Origin of the sequence: Nioella sp. (assembly GCF_964229645.1) — a bacterium.
Classification (GTDB): domain Bacteria; phylum Pseudomonadota; class Alphaproteobacteria; order Rhodobacterales; family Rhodobacteraceae; genus Nioella.
Map to the genome: position 1 here is coordinate 1 of NZ_CAXREX010000021.1, position 13,734 is coordinate 13,734.

At 65.0% G+C, this 13,734-nt stretch carries 10 protein-coding genes and 1 pseudogene; 2 read left to right on the plus strand and 9 right to left on the minus strand.

Annotated features, from left to right (window positions below):
• The 6 genes from ACEQXV_RS01310 to xylF all read right to left on the minus strand — a co-directional run.
• On the minus strand, positions 1–720 hold a 720-nt coding region (locus ACEQXV_RS01310), incomplete at its 3' end, for a DMT family transporter (protein ID WP_372525015.1).
• A gap of 40 nt (positions 721–760) precedes the next feature.
• Entirely contained in the window at positions 761–2,794 is a 2,034-nt protein-coding gene (locus tag ACEQXV_RS01315) for an FAD-dependent oxidoreductase (protein ID WP_370267514.1), read from the minus strand.
• Between the two features lies 1 nt (position 2,795).
• Positions 2,796–4,352: a trimethylamine methyltransferase family protein gene (locus ACEQXV_RS01320; RefSeq protein WP_370267516.1), complete on the minus strand. Its 1,557-nt coding sequence runs from the start codon at positions 4,350–4,352 to the stop codon at positions 2,796–2,798.
• Positions 4,353–4,515: 163 nt separating this feature from the next.
• A complete protein-coding gene (locus ACEQXV_RS01325; RefSeq protein WP_370252195.1) occupies positions 4,516–5,268 on the minus strand; it encodes an ATP-binding cassette domain-containing protein in 753 nt (250 codons plus the stop codon).
• 1 nt (position 5,269) lies between these two features.
• Complete coding sequence (locus tag ACEQXV_RS01330; protein WP_370267517.1) at positions 5,270–6,565, minus strand: sugar ABC transporter permease; 1,296 nt, start codon at positions 6,563–6,565, stop codon at positions 5,270–5,272.
• Positions 6,566–6,655: 90 nt separating this feature from the next.
• Positions 6,656–7,684, minus strand: coding sequence for a D-xylose ABC transporter substrate-binding protein (gene xylF, locus ACEQXV_RS01335; RefSeq protein WP_370252198.1), 1,029 nt, complete (start codon positions 7,682–7,684; stop codon positions 6,656–6,658).
• Between the two features lie 186 nt (positions 7,685–7,870).
• Here xylF and ACEQXV_RS01340 point away from each other — a divergent pair, with 186 nt between their 5' ends.
• Both ACEQXV_RS01340 and ACEQXV_RS01345 read left to right on the plus strand, forming a co-directional pair.
• The gene (locus ACEQXV_RS01340) at positions 7,871–9,088 is read left to right on the plus strand and encodes an ROK family protein (protein WP_370252199.1); all 1,218 of its coding nucleotides are present in this window, start codon (positions 7,871–7,873) and stop codon (positions 9,086–9,088) included.
• Positions 9,078–10,592 (plus strand): CRTAC1 family protein, encoded by a 1,515-nt coding sequence (locus tag ACEQXV_RS01345; RefSeq protein ID WP_370252201.1) that lies wholly within the window; start codon positions 9,078–9,080, stop codon positions 10,590–10,592. Before ACEQXV_RS01340 ends, ACEQXV_RS01345 begins: the two co-directional genes overlap by 11 nt.
• Positions 10,593–10,673: 81 nt before the next feature.
• Here the strand turns inward: ACEQXV_RS01345 and ACEQXV_RS01350 are convergent, their stop codons facing one another.
• The 3 genes and pseudogenes from ACEQXV_RS01350 to ACEQXV_RS01360 all read right to left on the minus strand — a co-directional run.
• Entirely contained in the window at positions 10,674–11,984 is a 1,311-nt protein-coding gene (locus ACEQXV_RS01350; RefSeq protein WP_370267518.1) for a cytochrome-c peroxidase, read from the minus strand.
• Positions 11,984–12,970: an aldose epimerase family protein gene (locus ACEQXV_RS01355; protein WP_370267520.1), complete on the minus strand. Its 987-nt coding sequence runs from the start codon at positions 12,968–12,970 to the stop codon at positions 11,984–11,986. Before ACEQXV_RS01355 ends, ACEQXV_RS01350 begins: the two co-directional genes overlap by 1 nt.
• Before the next feature lie 7 nt (positions 12,971–12,977).
• Positions 12,978–13,734, minus strand: a pseudogene (locus ACEQXV_RS01360) (xylose isomerase); the annotation flags it as partial.

Consider the following 13,734-nt stretch of genomic DNA (forward strand, 5'->3'; position numbering starts at 1 on the left):
CAGGATTAGCAGCGCCACCTCTGCCGAGCTGAGGTAGCGGGGCCCAAGCACCAACAGGCAGGACGACGCCCCGATGATGGCCCCGTGAGCCACGAACAGCGGCCATTGCGGGGCGAAACTGGCCACCGGGTCAGAGATGACAGACATCATCAAGGCAGCCAGGAAGTAGGCCACCGGCACCGCCGGGATCATCGAGGTATCCCGCAAGCGGCGCACCGCTGTCAGCGCAGCAGCGAAAGAGGCCGAGGTGTAGAGTGCCCACAGATCGCCCGTCCACGAGGCCAGCTCGTTTTCGCCCGACCCATAGGCGATGATCCCAAGTCCTACCAGAACAGCCCCGATCGTCCACAGCATCCGCTTCGTGATCGGCTCGCCCAGGAACACCCGGCTGAAAACGGCGGCGAAGATCGGCATGGAGGCGAGGATGAACACCACGTTTGCCACGCTCGTGTTGGCCACCGCCATCACGAATCCGGGCGCGGTTGAAGCCAGAAGCACCGTGTAAAGCACCCCCGGCCATCCCGTGCGCAGAACCGCGCGAAAGCCGCTCAGACCTTGGAAGGCCAGAACGGCTGCGGCCACCAATAGCCCTGCAATCAGCCCTCGCCAGAAGACGATCACCGTGGGCTCGGCCACGATCAGCCGCACGAAAAGCGAATCCGGCACGACCAGCAGGACACCGCAGGTGGTGATCAGAAGGCCCTTGAGGTGATCGGTCATGCCCGTGACAGAGCGCGAATGCACGCGGGAAGTAAAGCGTTTAGAGCGTCTTGCAGACCCGAAGGGCGTCATACACGGCGGCGTGAATATCGCGCCCCGCCACCGCATCCCCGATCCGGGCCAGCCAGTAGCGGCCGTCCGGGTTGCGGGGACGGAAGGGATCGGTGCCCGCGATCATCGCGGCATGGTCGAGCTGGCCAAGGTTCCGCGACCCGGGCTTCAGGGCGTGGTAGAGCGTATCGGACGGGACCAGCCCCTGTTCCACCACCACGTGATCCACCTCGCAGGTAACGGTTTTCCCGGTCAGGACATGGCGCAGCGTGGCGATGCGTTTCGGGCCATCCGCTTCAACGCGGGCCAGCTCGTGCAGGCAGGTCAAACGCACCCCGTCACGGGCCATCTGGCGCAGGGCAACGGCAGAGGTCGTGGGGCCAAGATCCTGAAGGACAGCGCGGTCGGGGCTGACCAACTCCACGGCACAGCCCATTTCGGCCAGCATATCGGCGGTGACGGCAGCGGCGTGACCGCCCGCCTCATCCACGAGAAAGACCAAGCCCGAAGGGCGCGCCGCACCGGACAGAACGTCCCAGCTCGACAGGGTCAGATCACCGCCGGGTATGGCGGGCGGGGTCGGCCAGCCGCCTGTCGCGACGATCACTGCGTCAGGCGCTTCGTCCAGCACATCCGCAGGCTCGGCATAGCAGTTCTGGCGGATCTCGACCCCGAGCCGTTCCACTTCGGCGATCAGCCAATCGGCCACGCCCCTGACCTGCCGCCGGATGCGCCCCTTGCAGGCCAACAGAAGCTGACCACCCAAACGGTCTGCGGCGTCCATCAGGATCACGTCATGGCCGCGCAGGGCAGACACGCGCGCGGCCTCCAGCCCGCCGGGACCACCGCCAACGACCACCACCTTGCGACGCGTGTCAGAGGGCGCGATCACATGGGGCATCACCGCCTCGCGCCCCGTTGCGGCGTTGTGGCCGCAGACGGCAGGCTTGCCCTGGTTCACGCGATCCACACAGGCGCCAAGGCCCACGCAGGGGCGAATGCGCTCTTCCTCGCCGCGCATCAGTTTCGCGACCAGATGGGGATCGGCGATATGGGCGCGGGTCATGCCGACGAGGTCCACGTGACCCTCGCTCAGCGCGTGGCGCGCGGTGGCCAGATCGGCGATCCCGCCCGCGTGGATCACGGGCAGCCCCGTCGCCTGACGGATGCGGCCCGCAATGGGCAGATGCGGCGCCGATGGCATGCCCATGGGCGGAACCCACCCGGCCAGACCCAGATCGTCGTAAGGTGCGCCTGCAAGGATGTTGAGGAAATCCACCTGCCCCGTCTCGGCCAGCATCCGCGCGACAGTCACGCAGTCATCGGCGGACAACCCCGCGCTTTCCAGTTCATCGCCGGTCATGCGGATGCCGAGGATCATCTCGGGCCCCACGGCAGCGCGCACTGCCGCCAGAACCTCCAGCGTCAGGCGCAGGCGGTTTTCAAGCGACCCGCCATAGTCGTCCTCCCGGTCATTGACGAGGGGTGACAGGAACTGCCCCAGAAGATGGGAATGCGACAGCAGCTCGATCCCGTCGAACCCGCCCTCCTGACAACGACGGGCGGCGGCGGCGAAATCCTCCACCACGCGCGCCACATCCTCGCGTTCCATCACCTTTGGAAACGCCCGGTGCGCCCGCTCGCGCCGCCCCGACGGGCCAATGACCGGCAGCCAGTGCCCGTCGTCCCAGGCCGTGCGCCGCCCCATATGGGTGATCTGGCACATGATGGCCGCGCCATGGGATTTCACCCCGTCCGTCAGCCGCTGGAACCACGGCACGATGCTGTCATCGCCTGCATAAAGCTGCCCGAAGACCGAGGGGCTGTCAGGCGCGATATTGGTCGATCCCCCGACCATGGTCATCCCGATCCCGCCCTTGGCCTTTTCCTCGTGGTAGAGCCTGTAGCGGTCTCGCGGGTGGCCATCTTCGACGAGGTTCGGGGCATGGGCGGTCGAGATGATGCGGTTGCGGATCGTCAGGTGGCGCAGGCGGTAAGGCTCCAGCAGGGGGTCGCGCGACACATCAATACTCCTGGTTCAGGGCATCGGCTGCCGGAATCTCCCGCTCGCGCCGGGCGATGTAGTCGAGCAGTTCCTCGTTCTTGGCTGCGTCGAGCCTGGGTTCTTCGTATTCGCGCAACAGCTTGCGGGCCTGGGTCAGCGCGCGCGCGGTGATTTCCTGCGACCCTTCGGCGACCCATTGTTCGATGGAGTTGTTGTCGAAAAGCTCCGGCATGAAGAAGGCCCGCTGAAAATTTTCCTGTGTGTGGGAATGTCCGAGGTAATGCCCGCCGGGGCCGATATCCTTTACCGCCGCGATACCTTCGTCGAAATCGTCCCACCGGGGGCCTTCGGCCATGCGATAGGCCATGGCGCATTGCTCGGCGTCGACCACGAACTTGGCCACGGAACAGTGCATCCCGGCCTCGTTCCAACCGGCGGAATGCCAGATGTAATTCGCGCCAGAATGCATCACCGCCGACAGGGTCGTTGCGCTTTCATAGCCCGCCTGCGCGTCGAAGGTCTTGGCACCGCCAAGCGTGTTCGAGGTCCGCCACGGCACGCCATAGAACCGCGCCATCTGGCCGATCATGAAATTCATCAGGCTGATTTCCGGCGTCCCTGCCATCGGCGCCCCCGACCGCATCGACACGGTCGACAGGTAGTGCCCGTAAATGGCCGGGCAGCCGCGTCGGATCACCTGGGTATAGGCAAGGGCCGACAGGGCTTCGGCGTTCAACTGCGCCACGGCGGGGGCGACAGATGCGGGCGTATTCGCGCCCCCAAGAACGAAGGGGCTGCACAGCACGGGCTGATTGCGGCGGCAAAAGGCGCGCATTGCGCCCAACATGGTTTCATCCCAGACAAGCGGGCTGTTTCCATTGCAGTTGCCGGTGGTGACGGGGTGGGTTTCAAGAAACTCCTCCCCGAAGAGGATCGCGCACATGTCCATCACGTCCTCGGCATTCTTCGGGCTCGTCGTCATGCCCATGAAGGTCTTGTCCGAGTGTTTCATCGAGGAATAGGTGATGCGCAGGTGACGCTGGCTGATCGGGTGATCGTAAGGTTCCACGATGTGATGCGCGCTGGAATGCAGGGCCGGGCTCATGTGGCTGAGCTTGTGGAACATGGCGAGGTCGTCGAGCGTGGGGTTGCGGCGCACGTCGTCAAGGTCGCGCAGGTAGGGCGCGCCCGTCATCGGGACGAAGATCGCGTGCCGCCCGCCAAGCCGCACGTTATGGGCCGGGTTGCGCGCGTGGTAGGTGAAGTCGGCCGGGATCGTCGCGATCAGGTCTCGCACAAGCCCCCGGTCGAGATGCACCCGATCGCCCCGGACATCGGCCCCGGCCCGTTTCCAGTCGGCCAGGGCAATGTCGTCGCGGAAGACGACGCCCACGTTTTCGAGGATGTCCATCGAGGCCGCGTCGATAAGGTGGACTTTCTCCTCGTCCATCACCTCGCAGCGGGGAAGCGCGTTGACCAGGCCCGGCAGCATGGTGCTGTCGGTGGTGCTGCGCAGGCTGCGGCGGGCGGTGCGGCCACCGGCGCGGGCGCGGGGCTTGAGGGCAGTGTCGGACATGGACGGTCTCCGGGAAAGCTGTTGGGCGATCATTGCTGGTCTGCGTCCCGCCGCACCTGTCGGAATGCGAAATCCGCTGGCAGGATACGACATGCCCCGTCAGCACCAACGAAAAACGGCGACCCCGAGGGGCCGCCGCTTGATTTTCACATGTCCGAGGGAGTCAGGCCGCGACTTCGCCCGGCTTCTTGCCCAGGATGATCATGCCGAGAAGGTCGTCATCGGTCACATCGGCGATGTTCACCGTTCCGACCAGCTCTCCGTTCTTCATCACGCTGGCCCGGTCGCACAGTTCCATCACCTGGTGCACGTCGTGGTCGATCAGGAAGATCCCGATGCCTTCGGCCTTCAGTTGCTGGATCAGTTCGGCCACCATCTGCGTCTCATGTGGCCCGAGCGCGGCGGTCGGTTCATCCATGATCAGGATCTTGGCGTTGAAATAGACCGCGCGCGCGATGGCCACCGATTGCCGCTGACCGCCGGACAGAGCCGACACCGGGGCCGAGAACTTCTGGAAGTTCGGGTTCAGCCGCCCCATGATCTCGCGCGTTTCCGCCTCCATCGCCGCATCGTCGACCAGCCCGAACGGCGTGACCAGTTCCCGGCCAAGGAAGAGGTTGGACGCCGCATCGAGGTTATCGGCCAGTGCAAGCGTCTGGTAGATCGTCTCGATATTGTGGGCCCGGGCGTCGCGCGGGTTGTTGATGGTAACCTTCTCGCCATTGATGAAGATCTGGCCGCCATCGGGCTTGTATGCGCCCGACAGCATCTTGATCAGCGTCGACTTGCCGGCGCCGTTATGGCCCAGAAGGCCCACGACCTCGCCGGGGTAGAGATCGACCGTCACGTGGTCGACCGCCTTGATCCCGCCAAAGGCAATCGACATGTCGCGCATTTCTACGAGTGGTGTGGTCATGTCAGTGATCCCCCGTGCGCTTGCGGTAGATGATGTCGATGAGAACGGCCATCACCAGCACCACGCCGACGACGATGTTCTGGTAAGGCGCATCGACGCCGACCATGGCCATGCCGGATTGCAGCGATTGCATGATCAGCGCGCCCAGGATCGCCCCGTGGATCGTGCCCAGACCACCGGACAGGGCCGTCCCGCCGATCACGGCGGCGGCGATCACGCGCAGTTCATCGAGCGTGCCGATATCGTTGGTGTGATTGGCCAGTCGGGCAGATGCAACGATTGCCGAGATCGCGCAGAGCGCACCCATCAGGGCGAAGATCTTGACCGTCAGCAGGCGGGTGTTGATCCCCGACAGCTCTGCCGCGTCCGGGTTGCCGCCTGTGGCGAAGATGTAGCGGCCAAGCCGGGTGCGGCGGGCGATGATCGTCATCGCGATGGCGATGGCAATCAGGAGCAGCACCGAGATCGGCAGACCATAGGTGGTCGTGAAGCCTTCGGGCATCGTCTCGCCGCGCGCTTCGAACATGCGGCGCAGGCGGGCGGCCGGGATCTCGTAGGAGTTGAGGATCCAGATGAAGCCCATGATCGCGACGGCGGTGATCCCGGACAGGGTCAGTTCCGCCCAGATCGGCTTGACCGGGAAGCCATGGCTCGCCTTCGAGCGGCGGCCGTTCCACATGGCGGCAATCGCCGCCAGCGTCAGCACGCCCCCCACGATCCAAGACCAGGTCGGCCCGAGCGTGCCATTTGTGCCCCCGAAGATCATGAAGTTGCCATCGAGCGGGCCAATCGTCTGGCCGCGGGTCAGGAACCAGCCAACGTTGCGCCAGACCAGAAGGCCACCAAGCGTGACGATAAAGGCCGGGATGGTCAGATACCCGATCAGCCAGCCGTGAAAGGCCCCGATCAGCGTGCCCGTCGCGATCCCCACCAGGATGGCGATCGGCGCGATGGCGGGGTTTTCCAGCCCAAGCCCCATCATGTCAGGCAAGATCCGGGTCTGGGTCATCGCCATAATGGCCGAGCAGGTGGCCAGAAGGGCCCCGACGCTCAGGTCGATATGGCGCGTGACGATGACGAAGACCATGCCGCAGGCCATGATCGCGACCGAAACGGTCTGGATCGTCAGGTTGAAGATGTTGCGCGGGGTCAGGAAACGGCCTTCGGTTATGAAGTCGAACCCGATGCACAGGACGATGAATGCACCAACCATACCCAATAGACGGGTGTCCAGCTCTAGCTGCTGGAACAAGTTCCGACGCTGTTGGGGAATTGGCTGAGACGTGGTGTCGGTCATTTCCGGACTCCAGAGTTCAGCGGTTTTCTTGGGTGATGCGCCCCGGATTCGGGGCGCATCGGTGTTAGCTCAGCGTGAGTATATCACAGCTTAGTTGCAGGGCGCAGGTCCGTCGGTGACACCCTGGCAGAGGGTTTCCAGGTCGATCCAGCCAGCGTCGACCACGACCGAGAGGTTGTCGCGGGTGATCGGCACGGGAGCCAGGAACATGGAGGTCATCGTGGTGCCGCCCGGGCTGGTCCAGGACTGCGCGCCTTCGATGTCTGCCATCGCGGTGCCGCTGGCCAGGGCCACGGCGATTTCACCTGCGGCACGGCCGAGGTCACGCGCGTCTTTCCAAACCGACACGGTCTGGGTGCCCAGGGCAACGCGGTTCAGAGCGGCATGGTCGCCGTCCTGGCCGGAGACCGGGATACCTTCCATGCCCTGAGCGGTCAGAGCGGCAACAACACCACCTGCGGTGCCGTCGTTGGAAGCCACGACAGCGTCAACGCCGTTGTCGGTGGCGGTCAGGATCTGTTCCATGTTGCGCTGTGCGTTCGCGGGCAGCCAGCCATCGGTGTAGGCTTCGCCGACGATCTCGATCTCACCGGCGTCGATTGCCGCCTGCAGGACTTCCTGCTGACCGCCGCGCAGGAAGTCTGCGTTCGGGTCAGTGGGCGAGCCCTTGATCATCACGTAGCGGCCGCTCGGGGCAGCTTCGAGAACGGCACGCGCCTGCATCCGACCCACTTCGACGTTGTCGAAGGTCAGGTAGAAGGCACGGTCGTCTTCGATCAGGCGGTCATACGCGATGACCGGAATGCCCTCGTCGGCTGCCATCTGCACGGCGGGCCCAATGGCCGCGGCGTCCTGCGCGAGGATGATGAGCGCGTCAACGCCCTGCGCGATCAGGCTTTCGATGTTGGACAGCTGCTGAGCAGCGGAAGACTGCGCGTCGGCCGAGATGTATTCGGCACCTGCGGCTTCCAGGGCGGCGACGATGGCGGCTTCATCGGTCTGCCAACGCTCTTCCTGGAAGTTCGACCAGCTCACGCCGACGGTGATGTCCTGCGCGAAGGCTGCGGTGGTCATGGATGCCGCGAACACAGTCGTTGCGGCTGCTTTGAGAAACTTCATGATATCCTCCCTTGATACGCGACGCCCCCGATTGGTCGGGGTGCGCCTCGTGAGTCTGGTCTAGCACCATTTTTTTCGATTATCAAATTAAATGATGATCTCGATCGCGCCGACGACATATTTTTTCCTCAAACGCTTGCTTGCCGAATTATTTTTTTTGTTGAATTATACCTGCGGGAGGACATCGTGGCCGTCATTCAGCGCACATCGCAGGGCATTGATCAAAGAGAGATCGGGCGTCAGCAGGTCTTCGAGGCGATTCGGAAATCGGGCCGAATCGCCCGGATCGACATTGCCCGTGAAACACAGGTCAGCCCGGCTACGGTCACGGCGATCACGGCCGAACTTCTGACCGCCGGCCTGATCGAAGAAATCTCGCCAGACAGCGACCGCCCCGGGGCCAAGCGGGGCCGCCCCCGCGTCGCGCTCAAAGTGCGCGGCGACGCCCATCTGATCGCGGGCATGAAGATTTCCGATCGCTCCGCCACCGTCATCCTGGTCGATTTCGAGGGCAACACCGTCGGCGAATACGACCATGAACTGCCCGGCCCGGTGATGTCGCCCGAGGAAATGGTATCGCTGGTCCGCCGGGCTCTGGACGGGGCCTGCCGGGCGGCGGGGCGGCGTCTAGCGGACATTTCTGGCGTGGGTCTTGGGCTCGCGGGGCTCATCGACGCGGCGCGCAACTTCGTGCACTGGTCGCCCTCGCTCGATCAGCGCAACGTGGAACTGGGGCTGATGCTGTCGGATGCGCTGCCGGTGCCCTTCTTCATGGATAATGACGCCAACCTGGTCGCCAAGGCCGAGCAGCTGTTCGGCCAGGCGCGCAACGTGTCCGATTTCATCGTGATCACCATCGAACAAGGCGTCGGCATGGGCATCGTGATCGACAGCAAGATCTATCGCGGCGAGCGCGGCTGCGGGGCTGAGTTCGGGCATACCAAGGTGCAGCTCGACGGCGCACTCTGCCGCTGCGGCCAGCGCGGCTGCCTGGAGGCCTATGTGGGCGATTACGCGCTTCTGCGCGAGGCCAATATTCGCGGCAGCGCGCAGCCAGAGGACGACCTGTCCGCCCTGCACGCCCGCGCCAAGGCCGGCGACGCGATGGCGCGATCCATCTTCGATCGGGCCGGCCGCATGTTTGCCATGGGCCTGGCCAACGTGATCAATATCTTTGACCCCAGCCTCGTGATCCTGTCGGGCGAGCAGATGACCTTCGACTTCCTCTATTCCGAAGAGGTTCTGAACCGGGTGAAGGCCTCGGTCGTGCAGGTCGACGCCCCCTTGCCGGAAATCCGCGTCCATAAATGGGGCGACCTGATGTGGGCCAAGGGTGCTGCTGCCTGCGGTATGGAGGGGGTATCGGAACTGACCATCCGGAGCCTGGCCACCAATGCGGCCTAGGGCGCTTGTGCTACTGTCCGCGCTCTGCGCCGCGCCCGTCGCGGCGGACCCGCTGTTTTCCCCCCGCCCTATTTCCGACCATGTCTATGACGGCGGATGGGAACATTTCGTCGGCGGGGGCGTGGCAAGCTTCGATTGCAACGGCGACACCCTGCCAGAGCTTTATGCGGCCGGGGGCGAGAACCCGGCGCAGCTGTTCCTGAACCGGTCGGCGCCCGGCGGTGCGATTGCCTTCGAACCCGCCGAGGGCGGGCTTGCTATGACCGGGGTGATCGGGGCCTATCCCCTTGATATTGACAGCGACGGGCTGATGGACCTGGCGGTTCTGCGCGTCGGTGAAAACCGCCTGATGCGCGGGGTCGGGGGGTGCCACTTCGTTCCCTTCCAGGGGATGGGATTCGACGGCGGGGACAGGTGGACAACCGCTTTTTCTGCAACGTGGGAAGCGGGGCAAGTCCTACCGACGCTCGCATTCGGCAACTACGTCAACCGCGATGACCCCGAGGGCCCGTTCGAGGCCTGCGACGCCAATCACCTCTACCGCCCCGACGGGCCCGCCTACGCGCCAGCCGAGGTCTTGGAACCCGGCTTCTGCGCCCTGTCGATGCTGTTTACGGATTGGGGCCGGCGGGGTCGCGCCGACCTGCGCGTGTCGAATGACCGGCACTATTACGTCCGTGATGGAGAGGAACAGATGTGGGCGATGGACCCGCGCCCCCGGCTCTATGGCGCCGGGGACGGCTGGAACCGGCACATGCTTTGGGGGATGGGCATCGCGTCGCGCGATCTCGACGGGGATGGGCTGCCGGAGGTCTACCTGACCTCGATGGCAGATCAGCGCCTGCAAATGCTCGAACCGGGGGCGAGCGGCCCAAGCTACCGCGATGCCCCGTTCGAGAGCGGCGCCACCGCCCACAGGCCCTATACTGGCGGTGACGGACGCCCGTCGACCGGGTGGCACGCGGTGTTCGGCGACGTGGATAACGACGGTTGGGATGACCTGTTCGTGGCCAAGGGCAACGTGGAACAGATGCCGGGCAGCGCCATGGACGACCCCAACAACCTGCTGATGGGCAGGTCAGACGGGCGGTTTTACGAAGCGGGGCTGGAGGCTGGTGTGGCCAGCCTTCACCGGGCGCGGGGGGCGGCCCTTGTCGACATGAACGCGGACGGGTTGCTGGATCTTGCCGTGCTCAACCGCCGCGCGCCGCTGGAACTCTATCAGAACGTCACCGAAGGCGGCGGAAACTGGCTGTCGGTGTCGGTGCATCAGGATGGGGTGAACCCCGATGCAGTCGGTGCCTTCGTAGAGCTTCGCGCAGGCGACAGGGTCTGGACGCAGGAAATCACCGTTGGCGGCGGCCATGCGGGCGGCAGCGCAGGTCCGCTGCATTTCGGCCTCGGAGCCATGGAGCAGGCGGAACTGCGGGTCATCTGGCCGGATGGCATGGCGGGGGACTGGCAGCCGGTCGAGCTCAACCAGGCTATTGCCGTGACGCGCTGATGGCAGATCGCAGGAAGGATTTTCCAAAAATCCTTGCAAGGGTCTTCGAAAGACCCTTCCCGCGCTTTTCGCAGAAAAGCGCTAGCGATCCACCGGCAATCCGCTTGGCACGGTTTCCGGAACACCAAGCCTGCCATCGGCCCCCTCGGTGTCGGTCAGCGCCTCAAGGAACGCCACCAGATCGCCAATTTGCGCGTCTTCCAGCGGCATCGGCTCCAACTCGTTGGCCGCTGCGATTGCCCCGATTTCGGCGGGGTCGTCCAGGATGCGCCAGTCCTCCACGCCGGGCAGCGCGGGCAGGATCGCCTGGCTCCGGTCATAGCCGTAGAGAGATGCAACCGGGTCGAGGTGATGGCGGATCACGGCCTCCAGCGTCGCATAGGCCCCCGCATGGCCGTAGGGCGCCGTCAGCGCCACGTTGCGCAAGGAAGGGGTGCGGAAGGCAAAGGCGTCTTCTGGGTCGCCCGTGACACGCATCCGGCCCTCGTCTCGGGCGTGGCTTTCGAACCGCGCCGCCTTGCCCGGGCCAAGCTGCACCATGGCGATGGCGTGAAAGTCGTGATCGGTCTGAAAGCGGCCTGCATGGCAATCTGCGCAACCCGCTTCGCCGTAGAAGAGCGCCAAGCCCCGCGCAGCAGGTTCGGGCAATGCAGCTTCCCCGGCGAGGTAGAGATCGAACGAGGACCGGTCCGCGCGCCATTCGAAGCGGATGAAATCGGCCACCACGTTCGAGATATCGGTGAAATGGATCGGGGCGCCGTCACCCAGAACCGCGTCGAACCGCGCCCGATATTCAGGGATCGCGGCAACGCGCGCGGCGATCTGGTCCCACGCCCCGCCGGCAAGCGACAGGTGCCCCATGCGCACGGCGCGGGAAATCGGATTCTCGGAATAGTGCCCCGCCATCTCGTCGGGGGACAGCACCGGGAACATGGCCTGCGCCGACAGGACGGAGTCAAACCCCTCGGCCATGGCGTCGCCAAGCGGCGTGCGGATGCCATTGGGCCGCGTCGGGTCCGCCTCCAGGCGGCCGTCGTGGAACATATGGGTGAACTCGGTTGCCCCGAGGTTGAATAGCGCCGGGGCATTGCGGGGAATGCGCTGCTCGGGCAGATTTTCCGGGTCGGCCACGCGATCGGGCCCCAGCCCCTGCGCCCCGTCTCCAAGGGACAAAGACACACCGTCTCCGGTGCCAAACCGCGGGTGGTGGCAGGTCGCGCAGGAAACCTCCTGGTTGCCCGACAGGATCGGATCGTAGAACAGCAGGTGCCCAAGCTCGACCCGGGCCGGATCGGTTTCGACGAACTCGGCGGGTGGGAAAACAGGCTGCGCCGCCAGCGGCATGGGCAGCGGCAGGAACAGCGGCAACAGGGCAAGCACAAGCCAGCGCATCACGATCCCCCCTCTGCGATCTCGACCGACATCACCTGCCGATAGGGCCTTTCCGGCGTCACGATGACCGACGGAAATCCCGGCTGGTTCACCGCGTCGGGATAGCCCTGCGGCTCCAGTGCGAGCCCGTTCCACGGGGCAAAGCTTTGGCCTTCATGGGCACCGACCTGACGGGGCATCCCGTGCCCGGTATAGACCTGAAGCCCCGGTTGATCCGACCACATGCGCAAGCGCAGACTGTTGGGGGCCCAAACCTCGGCCACCGGGTCGCTCATCTCGCGGCCCTCCGGCATCGCGAAGTTGAGGTCCGTCCCTTGCCCCTCCGGATCCTTGTCCGCGAAGCCTGCCCCTGCCCGGAAGTCGTGACGCGTGCCTTCGACAGGGGCGATCTCGCCCGTCGGGATCAGCGAGGCGTCAACGGGGGTGTAGCGATCGGCCGGGCAGAGGAACTGCGCGTCGAGGGAAATCCGTTCGACCCCGAGCGTGTAATAGCTGTGCTGCGCCAGGTTGATCGGCGTGGGGCGGTCCACGGTGGCCCGCATGTCATAGGTGACCCGCGCGCCCTCCAGCGTGACGATCACCTCGAAATCGGCGCGCCCGGGAAAGCCCTCCTCGCCATCGGCCGAGCGATATTGAAAGCGCACCGCCCGCGACCCGTCGGGTTCCGCCTGCCAGATCCGGGCATGAAGCCCCCCGGCCCCGCCATGCAGCTGGTTGAGCCCTTCGTTGGCGGTGACCCGGTATTCCTGCCCGGCCAGGGTGAACCGCGCCCCGCCGATCCGGTTGGCAACCCGGCCCGCGATGACCCCGGTAAATATCCGGTCCGACAGGTAGCGCGCCGGATCGGCATAGCCGAGCACGACCGGAACCGACGCCCCGTCCATCGGCACCCACCAACCGCGCGTGATGCAGCCCAGATTGAGCAGCGATACACGCGTATCGCCATCCGCAAGCTGGTAGTCTCGAATCTCGCCGGGCGTGACCATCGCGACCTCAGACGAAGCGATTTATGACGTTCTCGAGATATTCCTGCCGCCCCGAAACCGGCGCGGGGTTGATGCCTTCGGCCTCGACCCGTGCAGCGATGTCATCCAGCGTGCGTTCCCCATTCAGCATCGCCTGCGCCTCGGGTGCGCTCCAGCCCGCGTACCGCTCTTCGACGAAGCCCGGCAACGTGCCGTCCTCGATCATTGCCGCGGCAGCCTTCAACCCGCGGGCACAGATATCCATCCCGCCGATATGGGCCATCAGCAGATCTTCGGGATCGAGCGACTGGCGACGCAGCTTGGCGTCGAAATTGGTGCCGCCGGTGGTGAAGCCGCCCCCTTGCAGGATGTGGTAATAGGCCAGCGCGACCTCGGGCACGTTGTTGGGGAACTGGTCGGTGTCCCACCCGGACTGGTAGTCGTTCCGGTTCATATCGATCGAGCCGAAGATGCCAAGCGCCACGGCGGTCGCGATCTCGTGCTCGAAGCTGTGGCCGGCAAGGATTGCGTGACCCTGCTCGATATTCACCTTCACCTCATTTTCCAGCCCGTGACGCTTGAGGAAGCCGTAGACGGTGGCGACATCGTAATCATACTGGTGCTTGGTGGGTTCCTGCGGTTTGGGTTCGATCAGGATGGTGCCGTCGAAGCCGATCTTGTGCTTGTAGTCGACCATCATGTTCAGGAACCGCCCGAACTGCGCGTCTTCCTGCGCGAGATTGGTGTTGAGCAGCGTCTCATAGCCTTCGCGCCCACCCCACAGC